The sequence below is a fragment of the Gordonia sp. 'Campus' genome (assembly GCF_022206305.1).
GTDB lineage: Bacteria > Actinomycetota > Actinomycetes > Mycobacteriales > Mycobacteriaceae > Gordonia.
The window spans coordinates 103,148-126,831 of record NZ_JAKOIW010000005.1 but is presented as its reverse complement, the minus strand read 5'-3'; the positions used below and the strand labels follow the sequence as shown (position 1 = coordinate 126,831).

The window sequence follows — 23,684 nt, the reverse complement described above, 5'->3', positions numbered from 1 at the left end:
AACCGACACAGGACGACGACCGCCCGCTCGACTGGGCCAGCGAACCCCACATGAGCTCGGTGGACACCATCATGTGGCGCGGCGACACCGACCGGCGCATGCGCGGGACCATCTGCATGCTGGAGATCTGGGACTGCGACCCGGACTGGGACCGGCTGGTCGCCGCGCACGAGTGGGCCAGCCGGATGGCGCCCCGGTTCCGCCAGCGCGTCGTCGACTCACCGTTCGGTACCGGAACCCCCAGCTGGGCAGTCGATCCCGACTTCGATCTGCACTACCATCTGCGTCGGATTCGGCTCGGCGGCGACGGCAGCATGCGCGAGCTGCTCGTCACCTGTGAACAACTGGCGATGACGGCACTCGACGCCGCCCGGCCGCCCTGGGAGGGCATCCTGATCGAGGGGCTCCCCGACGGCAAGGCCGCCTACTTCCTGAAGGCGCACCACGCGCTCACCGATGGCCTCGGCGCGATCATCGGTCTCGCACAGCTGCATTCGCCCACACGCGAACACAATCCACGCAAGCCGCAGCCGCCGAGCCCCGAACCGGTCAACATCGGCACGCTGGATCTCCTCCGTCGCCAGTTCGGCGAAGAGGTCCGGCGTATCCCGCATCGGGTGGACACCACCGTCAAAGGCGTCCGGGCGCTGGCCCATCCGCGCCGCGCCCTCAGCACCGCGTTACGGTACGGACGTTCGGTGCCCAGGGTCGCCGGGCTCGTCAGCCCGCCCGGGTCGCCGCTGCTCGCACATCGCTCGCTGTCATGGCGGTTCAGCGCCTTCGAGGTTCCGTTCGCCGACCTCAAGGCGGCGGCAGCGGCGACGAACGCCTCGATCAACGACGTGTACCTCGCCGGGCTCGTCGGCGGTTTCCGCCTCTACCACGAGAAGATGGGCTCACCGGTGGAGACGATGCCGGTCGCGATCCCCATCTCCGTCCGTCGCCCGGAGGATCCCGCGGGCGGCAACCGCATCGCCGTCGGACGCCTGGCCGGACCGGTCGGCATCACCGATCCGTTCGAACGGGTCCTCACCATCCGCGAGCAGGTGCGCGTGGCCCGCCACGAACCCGCGGTCGACATCTTCAACACGCTGGGTTCGGTGATGGCGTGGCTGCCCGGGTCGGTGCTGATGCAGTTCAGCGGGACCACCAGTCAGAACGACCTGCAGGCCAGCAACGTCCCCGGGATCCCCTGGGACACCTACGTGGCCGGCGCGAAGGTGGAGCGCATGTTCCCCTTCGGCCCGCTGCCGGGTTGCGCGATGATGGCGACGATGATCACCCACAACGGGATAGCCTGTCTCGGCATCAATTCCGACGGTGCGGCGATCGCCGACCTCGAATTGTTCGCCGATTGCCTGGTGGCCGGATTCGGCGAGGTCCTCGCTCTCGCCGCCGACGACGACGCCGTCCCGGGTGTTCTACGACGGGTGGTGTGACCGCTCAGATCTGCCAGCGCACCGGCCGGGAGATGATCTCGCGCAACCGACGACGGTAGTACCGGGCCGACTCCTGATTGAAGACGTCCATCGCCGCCGCGGTGGCCTCGACATCGCGGGCCCGCATGGCGTCGAGGATGTCCTGCTGCAGCTCGAAAGCCGCCAGGCGCGTCGCGATCGGGTGCTCGTCGGGTTCGGCGTCGCGGACGAGCAGCCACAGGGTCTCCATCACGACCCGCAGGGCGGGATTGCCCGCCGCCTCGTAGACGCCGCGCTGAAAGGCCGCGTTGTTCTCCTGGAAGTTGTCGTGGTCCTCGGGATGCTCGCGCATCCGGTCCAGCGCGGCCTGCATCGCATCGAGTTGCTCGTCGGTGACGTTCTCCGCCGCGGCGCGCGCGACCATCGGTTCGAGCATCAGCCGGACATCGATGACATCACTGATGTTCGCGCCGTTGATCTGCAGGAAGAGCTTCATGATGTTGCCGAGTGAATCGAGCTCGGGCCGCTTGGCGATGGGCCCACCACCGATCCCGGCCTTGATCGTCACCAGGTCGCGGCTCTCGAGCAGGCGAAGCGCCTCGCGCACCGTCGTCCGGGCCACCCCGTACTCGGTGACCATCTCCTTCTCGGTGGGCAACCGTTGGCCCTCGACGATGCCCCCACCGAGAATCTCGTCGGCCACCATGTTGGCCACCTTCGCGGACATCTTCTGTCCACGAGGCTGACGGGTGTCGGGCTCGTCGGCGACGGTCATGGGTCTCCCGTGTGTGCGCAGGTCGGTCGGTGTCGATACCTTACCGACCTCGACGTCCGGTGGTTCGCGAACAAGCCGGTTACACGGACCGCAGCTTCTTCCGTCAAACTCTGTACATATTTATCTTGCTCCGATACCGTGAAGCCCATCACGATCTGTTCGCGCCCGCCGCTCGCGCGCACCACCGCCGCGAGTGAGCGATGGGATCGGCGCGGCGCATGAGAGGTAGGCACACGAGATGACGACAACCAGTGCATCAGAGCATCTCTCGGTCACGATGGCCGAGCCCGGTGTCGCATGTGTCGAGTTGGCCAGGGGCAAGGTCAACGCCGTGGACGGCCAGATGTACGACGACATCGCCACCACCTTCGACGCCCTGTCCGACGATCAGGAGGTTCGCGCGATCGTCTTGACCGGGCGCGGCCGCATCTTCTGTGCGGGCAACGACATCAACGAGTTCCGCACGATGTCCACGATCAGCGGTGACATCGCCATGCGACGTGCCCGGCGCGCACTGTTCAGCATCCGCGACTGCCATCTGCCCGTCATCGCGGCGGTCAACGGCCCCGCCCTCGGCAGCGGATTCGGCTTCGTCGCCCTGTCGGATCTCGTCGTCGCCTCCGAGCGGGCCACGTTCGGACTTCCGGAGATGAATGTCGGCGTGCTCGGTGGCGGCCGCTTCACCGCGCGGATGCTGCCCCAGCAGGCGATGCGCCGGATGTTCCTGACGGCCGAACCCGCCGACGCGACGACACTGGCACGTTGGGGCGCACCGATCGAGGTCGTCGCGCACGAGGAGCTGATGGAGATCGCCGTGGCGCGAGCCCGTTCGATCGCGGCGAAGAGCCGGCACGCCATCGTGCTGGCCAAGCAGTCATTGAACGGATGCGAGGACCTCGACATCCGGCGCGGCTACGAGCTCGAACAGTCGTTCACGGTACGACTCTCCGAACACCCGGATTCGAAGGCGGCCGTCGAAGCACAGGTCGCCGGCCTGGCGAGGGGCTGATCACGATGACATCGACCGCCGTGTCGAGCACCTCGACCTCGACACCCGACGAGTACGCCCGGGAGTGCCGGGCCTGGCTCGACGCCAACCTGCCGCCGCGCACCGACGCCACCGACGAGCCGAACTACGCGATCTTCCACGACCGCACCCACGACGAGGAGCGCGCCCTCATCGATGCCGCGCGCGCGTGGCAGGCGCGTCGCGTCGACGCCGGGTTCGGTGCGATCACCTGGACTCCCGAATGGGGCGGCCCCGGACTGAGTGCCAGTCATGAGCGCGTGTACGTCACCATGGAACGCGAGTACCAGACGCCCGATCGGCATGAGAACGTCCTTGTGACCGTGGATCTCGTCGCGCCGACGCTGCACGTCCTCGGGACACCGGAACAGCAGCAGCGCTTCGTCCGGTCCTTTCTGCGCACCGATGAGCTGTGCTGCCAGCTCTTCTCCGAACCCGGCGCGGGTTCCGATCTCGCCGGTCTGCGGACCAAGGCGGTGCGGACCGGGGACACCTGGCGCGTGAACGGTCAGAAGGTGTGGAGTTCGGGCGCGCAGTTCTCCGAATGGGGACTGCTGATCGCCCGGTCGGACACCTCCGTCCCCAAGCACAAGGGCATGACGGCGTTCATGGTGCCGATGGACGCTCCGGGCGTCGACGTGCGGCCCATCCGCCAGATGTCGGGCGGCTCCACATTCAACGAGGTCTTCCTCAACGACGTCGAGATCCCGGACGAGATGCGGATCGGCGCGGAGGGCGACGGCTGGAAGGTCGCGCTCACCGTCCTCGGGTTCGAACGCAGCTCGAGTGCCGGGATCGTCAGCGCAGGCGGCAACAGCGCCGACCTCGTCCGTCTGGCCCGAGCACTGGGCATCACCGACGATCCCCTGGTGCGGCAACGTCTCGGCGACGCCGCGATCTACGAGCGGGCGTCGGCACTGTTGGTGGCGCGCAACGCCGAACGCGAACAGGCCGGCGCGGTCCCCGGGGTCGAGGGGTCGATCGGCAAGCTCGTGTGGACCCAGAACCTCAAACGGGTCGGCGACGCGGCCGCGTCGTTCCTCGGAACCCGAATCCTGGCCGACACCGGTGAACCCGGCACCTTCGCCTGGACCGAACACCTTCTCGGCGCGCCGGGTTACCGAATCGCCGGCGGTTCGGACGAGATCCAGCGCAACATCATCGGCGAACGCGGCCTCGGATTGCCGCGAGAACCCCGCTAGGAGCACCATGCCTCTCGAATTGACGGTCGAACAGCGGGATCTGCGCGATGCCCTCGCGGATGCGTGGGACGACACCGCCCCGGGCACCGACGTATGGGAGTCGCTCAGGGCGATGGGGCTCACCGGGATTCCGTTCCCCGAGGACGTCGGTGGCGCCGAGTCCGGTCTCAAGGACGTCGCCGTCGTGATGTCCGAGCTCGGCCGGACGATGGCCACGGCGCCGTACCTGTCGTCGGTGGTGCTCGCCGGCCACGCCCTGTTGCTCGCCGGTTCCGATGCCGCACGAGACGTGCTGGGTGACATCGCTTCCGGTGACCGTGTCGCAGCGCTGGTGAGCGGCCCCGGTATCACCACCTCTGACGTGCGCGCCGTCGTACGGAACGACGACACACTGGTTCTCGACGGTGCTCAGCACGCCGTCGTCGACGGCGCGCGCGCCGACGTGCTCGTGGTGGTGGCGGCAACCGAATCGGGAACCGTGCTGGGGGTGCTGACCGCCGATACCGCCGGGTTGCGTCGGACCGAGCTCGAAACCCTGGATCTGACACGAGAACTCGCACGCGTCGAGTTCGACGGCGTTGTGGCACGACGCGTCTCCGGTCCGAGCGTCGAGACCGAGCTGGCGCGCGTCCGGTCGATCGCCATGATCGCGGTGGCGGCCGAACAGGTCGGGGCCGCGCGTGCGTGCCTGGACATGTCGGCGGACTACTGCAAGCACCGCACCCAGTTCGACCGCATCATCGGGTCGTTCCAGTCGATCAAGCACCGGTTGGTCGACATGCTCGTGGCGATCGAGCTCGCGGAGGCCGCCATGCTCGACGCGTCCACGGCCGACGTACGGGACGACGGGGAACTCGCGGTCGCCGCGGCCACCGCGCGTGTCCTGGCCTCCCGCGCGGCGATGTTCGCGGCCGAGGAGTCGATCCAGGTACATGGCGGCATCGGCTTCACCTGGGAACACCCGTTGCACCACTACTTCCGGCGTGCGAAGACGAACCAGTTGCTGTGGGGCGACGTCGAACAGCACATCGAGACGGTCGCGGCCGCACTCGTGGACGGCTCTGTCGCCGGCTGAGCGTGGCGGAGGCGACGGTGAAGCCGCAAGACTCGCCGGCGCATCACGTGTGGTCATCTGCGGTCATGCACGCCCGCAGAGTGCGCAACCCGTCGCGGATTCGGGACTTCGCTGTGGGTAGTGGTGTGCCGAGGCGTTCGGCGACCTGCGGGTAGGTCAGACCGCGGAAGTACGACATCTCGATACACCCGCGTTGCAGGTCGGTGAGCCGTTCGAGGCAGGAATGCAGAGCCACCACCTCATCGGCGGCCATCACAGCCTCGAGGGGAAGGTTGCGGGGCTCCTCAGGCTCGACAGACTGCACCCCGTACTCGGAGATGCGTTCGGCCTGCATGGATTCGACGCGGACCCGATCGACAGCACGGCGGTGCGCGATGGTCATCATCCAGGTGATCACCGATCCGCGAGCAGGGGAGTAGTCGCCGGCGTTCAGCCAGTACTGCAGGAAGGCTTCCTGCACGATTTCTTCGGCGTAGTGCCGGTCGCGCACGATCCGCACGGCCAACCCATAGATGCGGGAACTGGTCAGGTCATACAGCTCGGTGAACGCAATCCGATCACCCGCAGCGACGGCCGCGACGAGTTCACGAAGCAGCTGACCGTCCCCACTCACACGGTTCATGTCAGCACAATGCGGGGCTCGGATGAACGGGACGAGACCCGTGGGTGGACTCGGGTCCATACGCCGTTACCGGCGACGAGTCGACGCGCTGCCGTGCGTCAGTGCATGTGGCTTCCGCCGTTGATGTCGATGGTGGTGCCGGTGAGGTAGGCGGCGTCCTCGGAGCTGAGGAAGGTGATGACCGAGGCGACCTCGCGAGTCGTGGCGACGCGGCCCAGCGGGATGCTCGCGGCAATGGCCGCCTCCTGCTCGGAGGTGCTACCGACCCGGATGGCGGTGTCTGCTGCGCCCGGTGCGACCGCGTTTACGGTGACTCCGCAATCGCCGAGTTCGCGCGCGAGGCTCTTGGTGAAACCGAGGACTGCGGCCTTGGCCGACGAATAGGGAACCTTGCCGAACACGCCGCCGCCACGTTCCGCGGACACCGACGACATGTTGACGATCCGGCCCCACCGGTTCTCGATCATGTCCGGCAGGAATGCCTTCGTGACGAGGTAGGTGCCGGTGGCGTTGACGGCCATCACCTTGTTCCACAGGTCGACCGTGGTCTCCAGGAACGGAACGGGTGAGGTGATGCCGGCGATGTTGGCGAGCGCGCCGACCGGTGGCAGTGCGCCCGAGGCGACCTCGGTCGCGATGGCCTCGTGGGCTCGTGCGACCGAAGACTCGTCGGCGACGTCGATGGCGGCGCCGAATGCGGGAACGTCGTAGGCGTTGCCGATCTCGGCGGCGACCTTGGCCGAGCTCTCGCCGTCGAGATCGAGAACGACGATGGCCCAGCCGTCCTCGGCGTAGCGCGCGGCAGTCGCGCGACCCAGTCCGGACTCGGATGCGGCGCCGGTGATGACGGCGGTGCGCGTGATGGTCATGGTCAATCTCCTTGCTGTAGCGATGTTCAGGTGTTGGCGGGATGCAGGTTCAATAGCGATTCGATGGTGTCGGCCGCCGCGGCGGTTGCTGATGCGCGCGCACCCTCGGGCACGTCGTGCGTCTCCAATTCGAGGGTGAAATGACCGTCGAAGGCATTGCGTTGCAACGCGATCAGACCCTGCTCGAAGTCGACCTCGCCCCGCCCGATACTGAGATTGATGTTGCCTGGCATCAGGGGGTCGGGCAGATCGGAGACGAGGCCTCGGGTCGCGTCGCGGAGATGGACGTGGGCGGTGCGGTCACCGTACGCGTCGATCGTCTCGGTCAGCCCCGTTCCGGAGGCGACGACGTGGCTGAAATCCACGACGTGACGGACCGGGCTGCCATCGAGTCGGGCGACGAGGGCCAATGCGCGTTCGGCCGTACAGCACAACCGGTGGACGTGCAGGGACTCGGTCCACAACCCGATCCCGTAGTCCTCGGCGGTCTCGGCGGCCTCGGCCAGCCGGCCGGCCACCCGGTCGAGATCGGCGGTGAGCGTTTCGACCGGTTCATGCGACAACGCCCCGTTCGGCAGGACCAGGGCAGTCGCTCCCACCGCGGCGGCGAGGGTCAACAGTTCATGAAGGTGCGCGCGGGAGGCGTCCAGTTCGCTCGCGGAGACCGGACGGTTCAGGTCACCGATGTCGGCATTGATCGAGCGCACCGCGAGTCCACTGTCCCGGACTGTCCGGGCAACTCGAGATCGCGCCTGTTCGTCGAGCGCGAGCGGGACGTGCTCGCACACGGCAGGCAGTGAACCCAGGTCGACCTCTCGAAAGCCTCTACCGGCAATCGTCTCGAGGGCTCGATGGAGGTCGAGTCGACGAAACGTGATCGTCGAACAGCCGAGTCGTGGATGGCGCATCGCCTGTCTCCTTGTCGTGATGCGGACCACATTAATCGTTGACCAACTAACAGTCAACCGCCAACCGTTGACTGTTGACAATGAAAGTGTGTCGGGTCACACTCGTGGTTGTTGCGGCCCAACGCTCACTGAGAAACTTGACCCATCTACTCGAAGGAGGGGTGCGCGATGACGACAGCGGCACTCCAGATGCGCGGCCCGATCGAGGGCACGCCGGACGCAAAACGCGTCGCCGTCGGCTCCTCGGTCGGCGCCGTGATCGAGACCTACGACTTCATCGGCTTCGGTACGGCTGCAGCGCTGTACTTCGGCACTGCGTTCTTCCCCGGACAGAGTTCGGTGGCCGGCACGCTCGCGGCATTTGCCACACTCGGCGTCGGGTTCGCCGCCCGCCCCATCGGCGGCATCATCGGCGGGCACCTCGGTGACCGCGTCGGGCGTAAACCCGTCCTCGTCGCCTCGCTGATCGTGATGGGCCTGGCGACCTTCGTCATCGGCCTGCTCCCGACCTACGCCCAGGTCGGCGTGATCGCCCCGATCCTCCTGGTCATCGTGCGGATCGTGCAGGGCCTCGCCTTCGGCGCCGAATGGGGTGGCGCGATTCTGATGAGTTACGAACACGCGCCGTGGCGCTCGAAGGGCAAATACACCGGTATCGTGCAGGCCGGGTTCCCCGTGGGATTGCTGCTGGCCAATCTGGTGTTCCTCGGCAGCGTCCACCTCGGTGGCGACTGGGCCTGGCGGGTGCCGTTCCTGGCCAGCATCGTGCTGGTCGCGGTCGGGCTGATCATCCGGGCCAAGGTCCCCGAATCCCCGGTGTTCGAGGAGGTCAAGGACTCCGGCCGGGTCGAGAAGTCCCCGGTCATCGAGTCCATCAAGCACGATTGGCGAGACATCCTGCGCGGCATCGGACTTCGCGTCGCCGAAACCGCCGGTTACGCGGTGTCGATCACCTACATGATCTCGTACCTGCACAGCGAGGAACTCGCCACCAAGAGCGAGACCCTGACGTCTCTGTGTATCGCCTCTGCGATCGGTGTGGGGGCCACCGTCGGGTGGGCGACACTGACCGACAAGGTCGGTCGGCGTCCCGTCTACATCGGCGTCTGCGCGTTCGCCGTACTCTTCGCGATCCCGATGTTCCTGCTGGTCAACACAGGCTTGATCTTGTTCATCGCGGCGACGATCGTCCTGTCCTATGCGGTCTGCCAGAACGCTCTTGCCGGTGCGCAGGGCGCGTGGTTCCCCGAACTGTTCGACGCCGCGCGCCGCGCCTCGGGAGCCTCCCTCGCCTACCAGATCTCGGCCATGGTCTCCGGCTTCACGCCCTTCATCACGACCCTGCTCTTCATCTGGCTCGGGTGGGTCGGACCCGCCCTGTTGTTCGCCTCCTACGCCGCGATCGGGCTCGTCGCCGCGCTGATGACCCGCGAGACGTGGGGCCCCGAACAGCGCCGCCTGGTCGCCGACGCGCACCGCAATGCAGCTGAACACGACCATGTCGACGAACGCCCTTCTGTCTCCCATCCCACCAAGGAACTGCTGTGACTGTCACCTCCCACACCGCCGTCGACATCGAGATCGACCCCACCGACCGCCTCGCCGAGGTCACCGACTTCGCCTACCGGATGCGCCACCATGTCATCGACATGGGTGAGGTCCAGGGGCAGGGATATGTCGGCCAGGCGCTCGGCGCCGCCGACATCCTCGCGACCGTCTATGCGAGCCAGCTCCGACACCGCCCGACCGACCCCCACTGGACCGAACGCGACCGCTTCCTGCTGTCCACCGGGCATTACGCCATCGGCCTCTATGCCGCACTCGCCGCGGCGGGGATCATCGAGACCGACGAACTCCTCACCTACGCCGCCGACGACTCCCGTCTTCCCATGTCCGGGATGGCCTCGTACACACCGGGAATGGAGATCTCCGGGGGCTCGCTGGGCCACGGACTGACCGTGGCGGTCGGCATGGCCCTCGGCTTGCGCCACCAGAACTCGGAATCCCGCATCTTCAACTTCCTGTCCGACGGCGAACTCGACGAAGGGTCGACGTGGGAGGCCGCGATGGGCGCCCATCACCATCAGCTGGGCAACCTCATCGCGATGGTCGACATGAACGCGCTGCAGGCCGACGGCCCGACGGCCGGGATTCTGAACATCGAACCGGTCGAACAGAAATGGGAAGCTGCCGGCTGGTACGTACGCCGGGTCAACGGCAACGATCCGGTCGCACTTCTCGACGCGTTCGACGACGTGGCATCCCGGGCCACCCCGCGCGGGACACCGTCGATCGTCATCTGCGACACCAAGGTCGGCTACGGCGCGACAATCCTCGAGGATCGCGAGAAGGCGCACTTCATGCGGATCGAGGAGCACGAGTGGCAGATCTGCCGAGACCAACTGACCGAACGCTTCTCATCGAACATCACAAAGGCCTGAAATGACCACCACCGCACCGAAACTCAAGACCTCGGCGATGATCGCCTCGTTCGTCGACCCCGGCCAGCGCACCGTCACGGCGCCGTTCGGCCATGCGCTCGTCCGCGCCGCGGAGTCCGACCCGCGGATCGTCGGCCTCAGTGCCGACCTCGCCAAGTACACCGACATGCACATCCTCGCCCAGGCGATGCCGGACCGCTTCTTCCAGATGGGCATGGCCGAGCAACTCCTGTTCGGCGCCGCGGCCGGTATGGCCGAGACAGGCCTCATCCCGTTCGCGTCGACCTACTCGGTCTTCGCCGCGCGCCGCGCCTACGACTTCCTGTGCTTGGACATCGCCGAGCCGAACCTGAACGTCAACATCGTAGGCGGATTGCCCGGCCTCACAACGGGTTACGGTCCGAGTCATCAGGCCACCGAGGACATGGCGATCTTCCGCGGCATGCCGAACCTGACGATCGTCGACCCGTGTGACTCGGTCGACCTGGAACAGGCTGTGCCGCAACTGGCGGCGGCGCCCGGGCCGTCGTATCTCCGCCTGCTGCGCGGCAAGGTGGCGACGGTTCTCGACGAGTACGACTACACCTTCGAGCTCGGCAAGGCCAAGGTGCTTCGTCCCGGCAACGACGTCGTGTTCGTCTCCTCGGGGTTGATGACCATGCGTGCATTGCAAGCCGCCGAACAGCTCGAACGGCACAACGTGGACGTGAGCGTCGTCCACACGCCGACCATCAAACCGTTCGACTCCGAGACCGTGCTCGGGGAACTGGCGAAGGGTCGCCGCGCCTACACGCTGGAGAACCACACGCGCGTGGGTGGGTTGTTCGAGACCGTCGCCTCGGCGATCGTCGAGCGCGGACTGGGCGTCCAGGTCGGGGCCATCGCGTTGCCCGACGAGTTCCTCGACGCCGGCGCGCTGCCGACCCTGCACCACCGGTACGGCCTGTCCACCGCCAGCATCGAGGCACGCGTTCTCGCCGAACTCTGACCGACGACCGCCATCGCCCTTCTGGGCACGCCATGCACGTACACTCATGTCAACAAACAGCAGTCAACACCCTTGTTGTCGACAGGAGGACGGTGATGGCAGACCAGAAGGGCGCCCTGCTGGGTCTGCAGCGGACCAATCTACGGGAGCAGGCCGTCGCAGCTCTGCGCACCGCCATCACCAGGGGGGAGCTCCGGCCCCGCAGCTCCCTCGTCGAGACCGAGTTGTCCGAGCGCCTGGGTATCAGTCGCGGGACGCTGCGCGAGGCGATGCGTCAGCTACAACAGGAGGGCCTGGTGGTGTCGGGCCCGCGCGGCCGGCTCTCCGTGCGCAGCCTCGATCAGAAAGAGATCCGCGACATCTTCGCGGTCCGCGCCGCGCTCGAGGAACTCGCAGCCGTCCAGCTCGCCGCCCGGTCCGATCGCGGTCTCGTCGCAGAAGAACTGCGAGAAACCCTGTCGCGCATGGCCAGTGCGGGAGCCGACAATCTCGACGAGCGAATCGAGGCCGACCTCGACTTCCACCGCACGATGTGCCGCCTCACCGGCAACGAGACGCTCGTGCACTCGTGGACCTCGCTCGAGGGTTCGATCCGGATGTCGATCATGTACGCCGGGACTGATCGAGCGCTCGGCAACATGGACACCGATCGCCACATGGCGGTGGTCGACGCGATCGACAGCGGAGACACGGCGGCGGCCCGACAGACCGTTGCCGATCACATGAACTGGGCGGCGGACAACCTGGTGCGGTGACCGGGCCACCGGTGCCGACCGTCAGCCCTACCTCGAGATCCTGAGGCGCATCGCGCCCCTCAGCCGATCACGCCGGCTGCAGCAGCGTCGAGGCGATCGTCGCCAGGCCTTTCACCGCGGCGGTGGCGTCGCGGTGCCACTGCGCTTGCACGACCGCGCCGTCGACCGCCACTCCGAGGGCTTGTGCTGTCCGGTTGCGGTTCGCACCTGGCGGAAGAGTCGCTTTGATGGCCGCGACCATATCTGCCTTGTGTCGAGCGGTGACGGCATACACCTCGGGTAGATCGGCCCCGATCTCGTTGACGCTGTTGATGAAAGCGCAACCGCGGAAAGAGTCCGCGGTGAGCCACTCCTCGATCGCCGACACCACCGCGGGGCGGCGACGATTGCCGGCAGCATGGCGGTCGAGCGCGCCGACGAACCACTCCATCCAGCGCCGATGTCGCAGATCCAGGAACGCCAGGATCAGCGCATCCTTACTCGGAAAGTGTCGATAGAAGGTCACCTTGGTGACGCCTGCCTCGGCGATCACCTTGTCGATTCCGGTCGCCCGGATGCCGTCGCGATAGAAGAGCCGGTACGCGGTGGCCAGTATCCGTTCCCGAGCCGGGAGGGTCGGCACATCGGTGTCCGGATCGAGGGTGTCGGCGATGCTCACGCCACCATCGTAGACAGATCTGTCCACAGTCTCCAGCACCCAGGTGGACAAGTCTGTCTACATGGCCTACGGTCTTGTCCATGTAGACAGGTTCGTCTACATGAGCAGGACACCTCCCCCGACACAGTCATCGACAGGAAACGACCATGGCCTCGCCCATCTCCCCCGAAACGACAACCGCCACCAAGCCCCCGGTTCCACCGTTCACCGACGAGTCGGCCGCCACGAAGGCCCGGCTCGCCGAGGACGCCTGGAACAGCCGAGATCCGCAGATCGTGGCGCAGGGATACTCCATCGACAGCGTCTGGCGTAACCGCTCGGTCTTCGTGACCGGCCGCGATCAGATCATCGAGTTCCTGAGCGACAAGTGGGACCGCGAGCACGAGTACCGACTCATCAAAGAACTGTGGGCGCACAGCGACGAGCGCATCGCCGTTCGCTTCGCGTACGAGTACCACGACGATTCGGGTCAGTGGTTTCGCGCCTACGGCAACGAGAACTGGCTGTACAACGAGCATGGACTGATGACCCACCGTCACGCCAGCATCAACGACGTGCGCATCGACGCCGATGAGCGAAAGTTCTTCTGGGACCGCAATGCGCCGCGCCCCGCCGACCATCCGAGCTTGTCCGACCTCGGTCTCTGACCACCGGGCCCGCACCAGGGGTGCTGGTGCGGGCCCGGATTCGCGTTCAGCGCGGGGCGGGTATCAGGAGGAGGCCAGTGTCAGAAGCAGGTCACCACCCTCGACCTCGGCCGAGCCCGACACCGAGACCCGTTGCACCACACCGGAACACGGTGCGGTGATCGTCGCCTCCATCTTCATGGCCTCGATGGTCCCGACCGGCTCGCCGCGTCGTAGCTCGTCGCCTTCCTTCACCGCGAGCGTCACCACGCCCGCGAAGGGCGCGGCGAGGTGTCCCGGATCGCTGCGGTCGGCCCTCTCCGCCGCCCGCGTCGTCGATTCCACAGACCGATCCCGAACCCGCACCGGCCGAAGCTGTCCGTTGAGGATGCACAGCACGTTGCGCATCCCCGATTCGTCCGCATCGGAGATCGCCTCGAGCCCGATGAGCAACTCCACGCCCTTCTCCAGTTCGACGCGGTGCTCCTCGTCCTGGCGGAGTCCGTAGAAGAATTGATTCGTCGACAGGCGCGATGTGTCACCGAAAGTCCGTCGGTGTTCCAGGTACTCACGATCGGGCGCCGGAAAGAGCAACCGGTTGAGGGCGCTGCGACGTTGCGCCGACGTCCCGGCGAGAGCCCGGAGGTCGTCGTCGGAGAGTTTTTCAGCCGGGCGCGGGTCCGCCCGGCCCTCCAACGCGCGCGTGCGCAGCGGCTCCGGCCAACCGCCCGCCGGTTCGCCCAGGTCTCCGCGCAGGAACTCGAGTACCGAGTCCGGGATGTCGTAGGCCGTGGGGTCGGCGGCGAACTCCGCGGCGCTCGCGCCGGCCCCGACGAGCGCGAGCGCGAGGTCGCCCACCACCTTCGACGAGGGCGTCACCTTGATGAGCCGGCCCAGGGCGGCGTCGGCACCGGCATAGGCGGCCTCGATGTCCTCGAACCTGTCCGCCAGCCCCAGGGACAGTGCCTGCTGCCGCAGGTTGGAGAGCTGACCGCCGGGGATCTCGTGCGCGTAGACCCGGCCGGTGGGCGCGGGGAGCCCGGTGTCGAACGGCGCGTATGCGGCCCGGACCGCTGCCCAGTACGGTTCCAGCGCGCACGTTGCATCGAGGTCGATCCCGGTGTCGCGGTCGGTGTGCCTGGTCGCGGCGACGATCGCCGACAGCGGAGGCTGACTGGTCGTCCCGGCGAGGGGGGCGCTGGCCCCGTCCACGGCGTCGACGCCGGCTTCCCACGCCGCGAGGTACGTGGCGAGCTGGCCGCCCGCGGTGTCGTGCGTGTGCAGGTGCACCGGTAGATCGAATCGAGACCGCAACGCGCGCACCAGCGTTGCCGCAGCGGCGGGGCGTAGCAGGCCGGCCATGTCTTTGATGGCCAGCACATGGGCACCCGCCTCGACGATCCGCTCGGCCAGGGCGAGGTAGTAGTCCAGCGTGTACAGGGTCTCGCCCGGATCACCGAGATCGCCCGTGTAGGACATCGCGACCTCTGCCACGCCGGTCCCCGTCTCGCGTACCGCGTCGATCGCCGGGCGCATCGCGTCGACGTTGTTCAGGGCGTCGAAGATCCGGAAGACGTCGACGCCGGTGGCTGCCGCCTCTCGGACGAACGCGTCGCTGACCTGCTGGGGATAGGGCGTGTAGCCCACCGTGTTCTTGCCGCGCAGCAGCATCTGCAGACAGATGTTGGGCATCTCCTCCCGGAGGGCGGCCAGACGCTCCCAGGGGTCCTCCTTGAGGAACCGCAGCGCGACGTCGAAGGTCGCGCCGCCCCACGCCTCGACCGACCACAGCTGTGGGGTCATCCGGGCGACGTGCGGTGCGACCGTCAGCAGGTCCCGGGTGCGAACGCGGGTGGCCAGCAAGGATTGGTGGGCGTCCCGAAAGGTGGTGTCGGTCAACGCCAGAGCGTTCGACGCCCGCAGGTCCGCGGCGAAGGCCTCGGGGCCCAGTCGGCGCAGGCGGTCGCGCGACCCTTCCGGCGGGGCGATCGACAGATCGACGACCGGCAGCTTGTCCGAGGGATACACCGCCGACGGCCGCTCGCCGTTGGGCCGGTTCACCGTGATGTCGGCGAGGTACCGGAGAATCCGGGTGCCGCGGTCGGCCGACGCATGCTGGTCAAGGAGGTCGGGCCGGGACTCGATGAACGAGGTGGTGACCCGCCACTCGCCGAAGTCCTCGTCGGCCAGAACCGCCTGCAGGAACGGGATGTTGGTGGCGACCCCGCGCACCCGGAACTCAGCGATAGCCCGTTGGGCGCGCGCCCTGGCCGTGGCGAGATCCCGCCCGCGACAAGTCAACTTCACCAGCATCGAGTCGAAGTGCGAACCGATCTCGGAGCCGAGTCCGACGCTGCCGTCGAGTCGCACCCCCGAGCCGCCCGGGGTGCGGTAGGCGGTGATCCGGCCGGTGTCGGGCCGGAATCCGTCGGTGACATCCTCGGTGGTGATCCGGCACTGCACGGCGGCTCCGCGGATCTCGATCGACTCCTGGGCGAGCCCGAGGTCCGCGAGAGTCGCGCCCGATGCGATCTGCATCTGGGCCGCAACGAGGTCGACGTCGGTGATCTCCTCGGTGATCGTGTGCTCCACCTGGATTCGCGGGTTCATCTCGATGAAGACGTGGCGGCCGTCGGCACCGAGCAGGAATTCCACCGTGCCGGCGCAGGTGTAGCCGATGTGACGGGCGAAAGCGACCGCGTCGGAGCAGATCCGGTCCCGGATTTCCGGGTCGAGCCGGGGCGCCGGCGCCACCTCGACGACCTTCTGATGGCGCCGCTGTAGCGAGCAGTCCCGCTCGTACAGGTGGATGACCTCGCCCGCGGCGTCGGCCAGGATCTGCACCTCGATGTGCCGGGCGTCGACCACCGCGCGCTCCAGGAACACCGTTCCGTCGCCGAAGGCCGTTGTCGCCTCCCGCGATGCGGCCTCGATCGCCGCGCGGAGACCCTCGGGCCGGTCGACCCGGCGCATGCCCCGACCACCCCCGCCGGCCACCGCCTTGACGAACAGGGGGAACCCGATTTCCTCGCCCGCGCCCATCAACTGGTCCACATCACTCGACGGCGCCGAGGAGGCCAGCACCGGCAGGCCCGCCTCCGCGGCGGCGGCCACGGCCCGCGACTTGTCGCCCGCCAGCTCCAGCACGTCGGCGGACGGCCCGACGAACGTGATCCCCTGAGCCGCACACGCGCGCGCCAGAGCGGGATTCTCCGACAGGAAGCCGTACCCCGGGTAGACGGCGTCGGCGCCGGCTGCGACCGCGGTGCGGACCACCTCGTCGACCGAGAGGTAGGCGCGTACGGGATGTCCGCGCTCACCGATCTCGTAGGATTCGAACGCCTTCGCCCGGTGCACCGAGTTGCGATCCTCGTGGGGGTAGACGGCGACAGTCGTCGCGCCGAGTTCGACCGCCGCACGGAACGCCCGCACCGCGATCTCGCCCCGATTCGCCACCAGCACCTTCTCGAACATGGGTTTTCCTTTCTGTCACCGGATGCGCCGGGGAGAACCACGTGGAAGGACGGGCGGCGCCGGGAAGTCTGTGACCCAGATCTCCGGGGTCTGCACGCACCATACTAGATACAGCGTCAAGTTACTGATCGAGCGTCTACGCGCGACTCATGCGTCCAAACTGCTGCGAAATATCTCTGTACATGTTTCCATCAGCGACAGCTTTCTATAGTGTGACTTGACATACATCTCGTCACCTCGATCGAGGAGGAACCATGAGTGATCAGTCTGCGGGACCGATCGACATCGACCGCTGGATCACCGACTGGGAGTTCAGCAGCCGCTACCCCGTCTACACCCGGGCCAATGCGGGCGAGGTCCTTCCGGACCCGTCGAGTCCCCTGAACGTCACGATGGTCTGGAACAAGGGCCTCAACATCGGGTGGCGCGAGGGTTACACCAAGCACCTCGGCACGCACCTGCCGGAGGAGATCGACGAGGTCATGCCGGAGATCATCGGCAACTTCGGCGGCTATCACTACACGAACTTCTCGATGACCGAACTGAACGGCGCCCGCCTCCCGGGGCTGACTGTGCCCGTGTGGAACAGCCTGTGGGTCGGCGATCACCCCGACATCCCCGAGTACCAGCCCAAGCCCGGCGACGAGAACGCCGAACTGACCGCGGGCCTCGCCGAGAAGACCGCCTGGGCGCTCACCACCGACACCTACCCGGAGGCGGAGGAGGCCAAGCGCCGCGCCGACGCCGCACGTGAGCAGCGCCCCGACTTCGCTTCCCTGTCCGACGCCGAACTCGTCGAGCACGCGAGGTCGCTGCTGCCGGACCTCATCTACTGCTACGCCTACCACCCCGTCACCACGACGCTGTCGACGATGGGCCCGGCCGTCGCCGGCGAACTGCTCGCGAGCATCGGCGAGGCCGACAAGCTGGGTGACCTGCTCAGCGGGCTGGGCGGTGTCGACTCGGCCGCACCGTCGTACGCGATGTGGAAGCTCGGACGCCTCGTTGCGGGCTCGGCCGAACTGACCGAGATCTTCGACGCCGGGCTGTCGTCGGTGCTCGAGACCATCGCGTCCAGCGAGTCCGCCGACGCCCAGGAGTTCCGGGACCAGTTCGACGACTTCCTCCACCGGTACGGGTCCCGCGCACCCAACGAATGGGACATCCGTTCCGACAGCTGGGAGACGAAACCCGTTCTCGCCCTGATGGCGATCAATGGAATGCGCAACAGCCCGGCCGAGGCCGATCCCGAACTCATCCTCCGCCGTAATCAGGAGAAGCGCGTCGCACTCACGGCCGAGCTCGCCGAGAAGATGCCCGATGCGGAGACGAAGACGGCGTTCCTGAACGCGGCGAAGTCCATCACCAAGTTCATGCCCTGGCGCGAGCGGACCAAGACCGCCTGCGTCAAGATCATGGGCGAGATGCGCGGCGCGCTCTACGAACTCGGCTCACGGATGGTCGAGCGCGGCGTGATGGACGACCACCACGACATCACGATGATCGTCGACGACGAACTCGAGCAGTTCGTCGCCGACCCGGAGTCCTTCGCCGCCACCATCAAAGCGCGTCGCGATCAGTACCTCGCGCTGTTCGATCTGCAACCCCCGTTCTTCCTGTTCGAACCGCTCCCGCTGTCGCAGTGGCCCCGCCGCACCGGGCAGCGGGTGGAGCCGGCGGTTCCCGGCGACGTCCTCACCGGCGTCGGCGGCGCTCCCGGGGTGGCGCGTGGACGCGCCCGCATCCTGCACGACCCCTATGAGGCCGAACAGCTGGAGGAAGGCGACATCCTGGTCGCGCCGCAGACAGACCCGGCGTGGACTCCGCTGTTCGTGTTCGCGGGCGGGGTCGTCGTCAACGTCGGCGCCACCATCACGCACTCCTCCATCGTGTGCCGCGAACTCGGAATCCCCTGTGCCGTGTCGGTGCAGGACGCCACCGCCCGCATCCCGGACGGCGCGATGATCGAGGTCGACGGCACCACCGGCCAGGTCACGATCCTCTGATGGCGACCGTCGGCCTCGCACTCCCCCAACTGGGTGAACACGTCGACGTCGCGGCGGTGCGCGACTTCGCGGTGGCCGCCGAGGAACTCGGCTTCACCGGCCTGTGGGCTCAGGAACACCTCTTCTACTCCGAGCAGAACAGCTCTGTGTACGGCGGACGCCACACCACGTCGGTGCACCCGGCCTACCGGTCGGTGCTCGGGGCCACCGAACTGATGGCCTTCGTCGCCGCGTGCACGGAGCGAGCCCTCATCGGCAGCAGCATCCTGGTCGCCGGTTATCACCGGCCCGTCGAACTCGCCCAGCGGTTGGCCACCCTCGACGTGCTCTCCGGCGGACGCCTCGTCGCGGGGCTCGGCGTCGGCTGGTCCGACGAGGAGCATCGCCTCATGGACGTCGATCCCCGGACCCGGGGGCGTCGGATGGACGAGCTGGTGCGCGCCGTCCAGGCGTGCTGGGGTCCCGACCCGGTGGAGTTCTCCGGTGACTTCTTCGAGATCCCGAGGTCGACGGTGCGCCCGAAACCGATCCAGACTCCCCACCCGCCGCTGCTGTCCGGGTTACGCTCGGAACGTGGTCTCGCCCGCACGGCAGCGCTTTTCGACATCTGGAACCCCAGCAGCGGAACGGCCGACGCACTGCGCGAGCAGCTCGACGCCATGGCCGCACAGCGCCCGGCCGACCGGGCGCCGGTGCGGTTGTACCTGCGTTCCTACCTCCAGCGCCCCACCGATCCGGTGGGTTCGGGAGGCCAGGGACTCGATGGTGTCGCCGCCGACCTCGAGACCGCGGTCGCGGTGGGTGCCGACCACTTCATCATCGAATGCAATTTCTCCGACGACATCCGGTCGTCGGACGACTGGGCCGCGATGCCCGAACGACTCGCGCCGCTGATCCGGCTCGCGAACGACGCGACCGGCCCGGCCGCCCGGGAGCAGAAGGAGAACGCATCATGAAAGCCGCCGTCTTCGAGGGCGATTCGCCGACACTGACCGTCGAGGAGATCCCGCGTCCGACGCCGCGCCGCGGTGAGATCCTGCTCAAGGTCACCGCATGCGGGGTCTGCCACACCGACCTGCACGTGCTGAAGTCCGAGGTGAAGTTCCCGGCCCCGGCGGTTCTCGGGCACGAGGTGTCCGGTGTCGTCGAAGCACTCGGCGACGGCGTCGACACGCTGGCCGTCGGCGATCGCGTCGTCTGCAGCTTCATCATGCCGTGCGGAGAATGTCGGCACTGTGCGCGCGGAATGGACGACCTCTGCGAGAAGTTCTTCGCGCACAACCGTCTCAACGGAACGCTCTACGACGGCGAGACCCGCCTCCAGCGCGACGACGGCAGCCCGCTGGCGATGTACTCGATGGGTGGGCTGGCCGAGTACTGCGTGGTCCCCGCCTCGGACGCCTTCGTCGTCCCCGACGGCGTCGGACTCGGTGAGGTGTCGATCCTCGGGTGCAGTTCGTTCACCGCACTCGGTGCGGTCAACAACGCCGAACTCCATCTGGCCGACCGGATCGCCGTCGTGGCGGCCGGCGGTGTGGGTTCCTCGATCGTGCAGTTCGCCGCCGCCGCGGGCGTCGCGCAGATCATCGCGATCGACGTCAACGACGACAAGCTGAAGGCCGTGGCGGCGCTCGGTGCCACCCACACGGTCAACTCGCGCGACACCGACGTCGTCGAGGAGGTCCGCACGCTGACCGACGGCCACGGCGTGGACGTCGCGTTCGAGGCACTCGGACACCCGAGCACGTTCGCGACCGCACTCGACATCCTCGACGACGGCGGTCGCGCCGTCGTCGTCGGCATCGCACCCGCCGGTTCGCCGGGCGAGATCGACCTGGCCCGGCTCGTCCGGCGCAGCCTGCAGATCCGCGGTTCATACGGCGCCAAGGCTCGCCGGGACATGCCCGCCCTGCTGCGCATGGTGGCCGGCGGGATCGTCGAACCCGAGCGGGTGATCACCCGTCGTTACCGCCTCGACCAGGTGGACGAGGCCTACCAGGCGTTGGCCCGCGGCGAGATCGTCGGCCGCGCGATCATCGAGATGGGCTCCGAGTGACCGGCTCCGTCGCGGTCGTCACCGGCGCCGGATCGGGTATCGGACGGGCCGTGACCGAACTGCTCGTCGAACGCGGCGGTTCCGTCGTGGCGGTGGACACCTCCGCGGAGGCCCTCGCCCGGTTCGACGACCATCCGCAGGTCGCCCCTCTCGTCGGGGACGTCACGTCTGCCGACGACAACCGGCATGCCGTCGAGACCGCCGAGCAGAGGTTCGGCCGTCTCGACGCGCTCATCCTCAACGCCGGGGTGCCGGCCTCCGGGTCGATCGAAACCCTCGACCTCGACGTCTTCGACCGATCCATCGACGTGAACCTGCGGTCGGTGGTTCTCGGAGTGCGAGAGTCGATTCCGGCCTTCCGCCGGAGCGGGGGAGGCTCAGTCGTGGTGACGGCGTCGGCGACCGCTCTCGGTGGTGAACCGAACCGGTGGCCCTACGCGGCGGCCAAGGCCGGCGTGGTGAACCTCGCGAGGTCCCTGGCCATCGACCTCGCCGGCGACCGCATCCGCGTCAACACCGTGTGCCCCGGCCCCATCGAGACCGGCATGACACGGCGGATCGCGGTGAACACCCCCGAGCGTTACGAGTCATTACGACGCATGGTGCCCCTGCAACGGTGGGGAACCGCCGACGAGGTCGCCGAGGTCATCGCGTTCCTCGCCTCTCCCCTGGCCTCGTTCGTCACCGGTACGACGATCCCGGTGGACGGCGGAGCCACCTGCGGAAGCGGTCAGACGGTCCCCCCGCGCGTGGACGTGCCCGTCTGAACTCCCCGATTCACACGAGCCGCAGAGCGGCGCACCGCCGGGCCGTTGCCTTCGACGACAACCGGCGCACATCCGAGATCGTCCCGGTCATCCGGCGCCCTTGCCATTGTCGACGCGGTACACCGCACCGTGAACTGCGGCCGCATCGTCACCGACCAGGTATGCGATCAGCGTCGCCACCTGTCGCGGGTCCATCAGACCTCGTGGCGACGCCGCCCGGAGAATGAGGTCGAAGTCCGCACCCTCGGGGGCGTCGAACTCTCGGACCTGCGGGGTGTCCATACCGCCGGGACACACCGCATTCACGCGCAACCGATCCGCGGTGAACTCCACCGCCAACGCTCGCGTGAGTCCGATCAGCCCGTGCTTGGCGGCGCAGTACCCGGCGGAGTACGCCTGCCCTTCGACACCGGCGATCGAGGCGACGTTCACGATGCTGCCACCGCGCGCGAGGAGGTGTGGGAGCGCCGCACGACAGAGGAAGAACGGACCGTCGAGATTCACGGCGAGGTCGTGAGACCACTCCTCGTCGCTGAGTGTCTCGGTGCGTCGCATGGTGTGCGTACCGGCCACGTTGACGAGTGCGTCGATACCGCCACATGTGTCGAGCGCGTAGTCGATCGCACCACGACATGCGTTCGGGTCCGCGACATCTGCGATCGTGTACACGCCGGACTGAATCTCGTCGAAAACCTCGGCGAGTCGATCTCTGTCGCGGGCCACCCCGACGACCGTCGCGCCGCGCTCCGCGAGCAGTCGGGCCGTGGCGGCGCCGAGCCCCGACGATGCACCTGTGACGACCGCGATCTTGCCGTCGAGGTCACCCATCAGTGCGTCCCGAGAGATGAATGGCGTCGCCGTTCCGCCAAGTTGCGGCGGATCTCCTCGTCCCATTCGTTGCGCGCGTGGGTGACATCGACCTCACACTCATAGCGATCGGTCATGTCGGAGGTGACCTCGGCCCTGTCCACATAGAACTGCTCATACCACCGGCGCTGTTGATAGACCGGCCCGTCCTCTTCTGTCAGCAACGGATTGTCGATCCGGGTCTTGTGCCGCCAGACCGCGACGTCCTCGAGGAATCCCTCGGAGAACTTGGTGGAGAACGCCTCTGCCATCCGAGCCGTCTGATCTTCGGTCAGCCCGGGCACTCGCTGGACCGCCACCCCCCACTGAAGCACGAACGAGTCCTGGGTCACCGGATAGTGCGCATTGGTCAGCACGACCTCGATCGTCCCGCCCTCGCCGATGTCGTTGTGCAACCAGTTGATCATGTAGGCGGGGCCGAAATATGTTGCCTCCGAACGTAATAGTGAGTCCGGGTGATAATACTTCGAGTCGCCGAAGATGTCCTCGCGCGACTTCGAGTGCATCAGCTGGCTGGCTGTGTGTCCGTCGATCACATTGGCAAAGTATGTGGGATAGGCGTGATGGATGTAGAAGAAGTGAGCCATGTCGACGTTGTTGTCGACGATCTCCCGGCAATGCGATCCCTCGATCAGCTCACTGCGCCAGGCCCATCCGCTCCACTCCCCCTCGTCGAAACCCGCGATCGCAGGTGGAAGCCATGCCGGATCGGGCGGCTGGTTCTCGACGTCATGCCACACGAGTAGTTGCCCGTTGACCTCAGCTGTCAGCCAGCGGCGTGTTCGCGCCAACTTGGGTCGCCTCTTGGCATAGGGGACTTCAGCACAGCGCCCTGTGGCGCCGTCCCATCGCCAACCGTGGAAAGGGCACGCCAGGAGCCCATCTCGAACAGATCCCATCCCGAGGTCGGCGCCCATGTGACGGCAGTAGGCATCGAGCACCCTGATGGCGCCCGAACCATCCTCGAACACGACGAGGCGAGTGCCGAAGGCGTCGACGGGATGCGGGCGGCCGTCGCGGAACGAGTCGGCCAGGCCGAGGCAGTGCCACCCCCGCGCGAACCGCTCGAAGTCTGCGCCGGTGTCGATCTGCCGCACGTCGTCGGTCACCTGCATCTACTCATGTAAGCACACGTGATTAATTCTGTAAA

21 protein-coding genes are annotated in these 23,684 nt (G+C 67.4%); 13 read left to right on the top strand and 8 right to left on the bottom strand.

Annotated features, from left to right (window positions below; all coding sequences use genetic code 11):
- Positions 1-50 precede the first annotated feature (50 nt).
- Positions 51-1,439, top strand: coding sequence for a wax ester/triacylglycerol synthase domain-containing protein (locus MAY35_RS07575; RefSeq protein ID WP_245403809.1), 1,389 nt, complete (start codon positions 51-53; stop codon positions 1,437-1,439).
- 4 nt (positions 1,440-1,443) lie between these two features.
- Here the strand turns inward: MAY35_RS07575 and MAY35_RS07570 are convergent, their stop codons facing one another.
- Positions 1,444-2,193, bottom strand: a complete 750-nt coding sequence (locus MAY35_RS07570) for a FadR/GntR family transcriptional regulator (protein ID WP_238420317.1) — start codon at positions 2,191-2,193, stop codon at positions 1,444-1,446.
- A gap of 238 nt (positions 2,194-2,431) precedes the next feature.
- On the opposite strand from MAY35_RS07570, the gene MAY35_RS07565 reads away from it, so the two are divergent.
- The 3 genes from MAY35_RS07565 to MAY35_RS07555 are packed head-to-tail and all read left to right on the top strand — an operon-like array spanning position 2,432 to position 5,497.
- Positions 2,432-3,202: an enoyl-CoA hydratase-related protein gene (locus MAY35_RS07565; protein WP_238420316.1), complete on the top strand. Its 771-nt coding sequence runs from the start codon at positions 2,432-2,434 to the stop codon at positions 3,200-3,202.
- A 5-nt stretch (positions 3,203-3,207) separates the two neighbouring features.
- On the top strand, positions 3,208-4,422 hold the full coding sequence (locus MAY35_RS07560) for an acyl-CoA dehydrogenase family protein (protein WP_238420315.1): 1,215 nt from the start codon (positions 3,208-3,210) through the stop codon (positions 4,420-4,422).
- A 7-nt stretch (positions 4,423-4,429) separates the two neighbouring features.
- The gene (locus MAY35_RS07555) at positions 4,430-5,497 is read left to right on the top strand and encodes an acyl-CoA dehydrogenase family protein (protein ID WP_238420314.1); all 1,068 of its coding nucleotides are present in this window, start codon (positions 4,430-4,432) and stop codon (positions 5,495-5,497) included.
- A 43-nt stretch (positions 5,498-5,540) separates the two neighbouring features.
- Here the strand turns inward: MAY35_RS07555 and MAY35_RS07550 are convergent, their stop codons facing one another.
- The 3 genes from MAY35_RS07550 to MAY35_RS07540 form a co-directional block, all read right to left on the bottom strand.
- Complete coding sequence (locus MAY35_RS07550; RefSeq protein WP_238420313.1) at positions 5,541-6,119, bottom strand: sigma-70 family RNA polymerase sigma factor; 579 nt, start codon at positions 6,117-6,119, stop codon at positions 5,541-5,543.
- A 98-nt stretch (positions 6,120-6,217) separates the two neighbouring features.
- Entirely contained in the window at positions 6,218-6,988 is a 771-nt protein-coding gene (locus tag MAY35_RS07545) for an SDR family NAD(P)-dependent oxidoreductase (protein WP_238420312.1), read from the bottom strand.
- A 26-nt stretch (positions 6,989-7,014) separates the two neighbouring features.
- Positions 7,015-7,896, bottom strand: coding sequence for a sugar phosphate isomerase/epimerase (locus tag MAY35_RS07540; RefSeq protein WP_238420311.1), 882 nt, complete (start codon positions 7,894-7,896; stop codon positions 7,015-7,017).
- A 168-nt stretch (positions 7,897-8,064) separates the two neighbouring features.
- Here MAY35_RS07540 and MAY35_RS07535 point away from each other — a divergent pair, with 168 nt between their 5' ends.
- The 4 genes from MAY35_RS07535 (at position 8,065) to MAY35_RS07520 (ending at position 12,080) form a co-directional block, all read left to right on the top strand.
- Entirely contained in the window at positions 8,065-9,444 is a 1,380-nt protein-coding gene (locus MAY35_RS07535; RefSeq protein ID WP_004020485.1) for an MFS transporter, read from the top strand.
- Positions 9,441-10,337 carry a transketolase gene (locus tag MAY35_RS07530; RefSeq protein ID WP_374237932.1) on the top strand — a complete coding sequence of 299 codons (897 nt, stop codon included), beginning with the start codon at positions 9,441-9,443 and terminating at the stop codon, positions 10,335-10,337. Before MAY35_RS07535 ends, MAY35_RS07530 begins: the two co-directional genes overlap by 4 nt.
- A 1-nt stretch (position 10,338) precedes the next feature.
- On the top strand, positions 10,339-11,325 hold the full coding sequence (locus MAY35_RS07525; protein ID WP_238420310.1) for a transketolase family protein: 987 nt from the start codon (positions 10,339-10,341) through the stop codon (positions 11,323-11,325).
- Between the two features lie 95 nt (positions 11,326-11,420).
- Positions 11,421-12,080: a GntR family transcriptional regulator gene (locus MAY35_RS07520; protein ID WP_238420309.1), complete on the top strand. Its 660-nt coding sequence runs from the start codon at positions 11,421-11,423 to the stop codon at positions 12,078-12,080.
- A gap of 67 nt (positions 12,081-12,147) precedes the next feature.
- On the opposite strand, the gene MAY35_RS07515 is transcribed toward MAY35_RS07520, so the two are convergent.
- A complete protein-coding gene (locus tag MAY35_RS07515; protein WP_238420308.1) occupies positions 12,148-12,738 on the bottom strand; it encodes a TetR/AcrR family transcriptional regulator in 591 nt (196 codons plus the stop codon).
- A 146-nt stretch (positions 12,739-12,884) separates the two neighbouring features.
- Between MAY35_RS07515 and MAY35_RS07510 the strand changes: the two genes are divergently transcribed.
- Positions 12,885-13,385: a nuclear transport factor 2 family protein gene (locus tag MAY35_RS07510; protein ID WP_238420307.1), complete on the top strand. Its 501-nt coding sequence runs from the start codon at positions 12,885-12,887 to the stop codon at positions 13,383-13,385.
- 63 nt (positions 13,386-13,448) lie between these two features.
- Here MAY35_RS07510 and MAY35_RS07505 read toward each other — a convergent pair whose 3' ends face one another.
- Positions 13,449-16,838: a pyruvate carboxylase gene (locus tag MAY35_RS07505; protein WP_238420306.1), complete on the bottom strand. Its 3,390-nt coding sequence runs from the start codon at positions 16,836-16,838 to the stop codon at positions 13,449-13,451.
- A 254-nt stretch (positions 16,839-17,092) separates the two neighbouring features.
- Here MAY35_RS07505 and MAY35_RS07500 point away from each other — a divergent pair, with 254 nt between their 5' ends.
- From MAY35_RS07500 to MAY35_RS07485, 4 genes are read left to right on the top strand one after another with little or no spacing between them, the layout of a single operon-like run.
- Positions 17,093-18,844: a PEP-utilizing enzyme gene (locus MAY35_RS07500; protein WP_238420305.1), complete on the top strand. Its 1,752-nt coding sequence runs from the start codon at positions 17,093-17,095 to the stop codon at positions 18,842-18,844.
- On the top strand, positions 18,844-19,800 hold the full coding sequence (locus tag MAY35_RS07495) for a TIGR03619 family F420-dependent LLM class oxidoreductase (protein ID WP_101819940.1): 957 nt from the start codon (positions 18,844-18,846) through the stop codon (positions 19,798-19,800). Before MAY35_RS07500 ends, MAY35_RS07495 begins: the two co-directional genes overlap by 1 nt.
- Positions 19,797-20,900: a zinc-binding dehydrogenase gene (locus MAY35_RS07490; protein ID WP_238420304.1), complete on the top strand. Its 1,104-nt coding sequence runs from the start codon at positions 19,797-19,799 to the stop codon at positions 20,898-20,900. The genes MAY35_RS07495 and MAY35_RS07490 overlap by 4 nt, the downstream gene beginning before the upstream one ends.
- Positions 20,897-21,667 carry an SDR family NAD(P)-dependent oxidoreductase gene (locus MAY35_RS07485; RefSeq protein WP_238420303.1) on the top strand — a complete coding sequence of 257 codons (771 nt, stop codon included), beginning with the start codon at positions 20,897-20,899 and terminating at the stop codon, positions 21,665-21,667. Before MAY35_RS07490 ends, MAY35_RS07485 begins: the two co-directional genes overlap by 4 nt.
- A gap of 87 nt (positions 21,668-21,754) precedes the next feature.
- On the opposite strand, the gene MAY35_RS07480 is transcribed toward MAY35_RS07485, so the two are convergent.
- Together MAY35_RS07480 and MAY35_RS07475 are read right to left on the bottom strand one after the other, a co-directional pair.
- A complete protein-coding gene (locus tag MAY35_RS07480) occupies positions 21,755-22,495 on the bottom strand; it encodes an SDR family NAD(P)-dependent oxidoreductase (protein WP_238420302.1) in 741 nt (246 codons plus the stop codon).
- Positions 22,495-23,649 carry a Rieske 2Fe-2S domain-containing protein gene (locus MAY35_RS07475; RefSeq protein ID WP_238420301.1) on the bottom strand — a complete coding sequence of 385 codons (1,155 nt, stop codon included), beginning with the start codon at positions 23,647-23,649 and terminating at the stop codon, positions 22,495-22,497. The genes MAY35_RS07480 and MAY35_RS07475 overlap by 1 nt, the downstream gene beginning before the upstream one ends.
- Positions 23,650-23,684 lie beyond the last annotated feature (35 nt).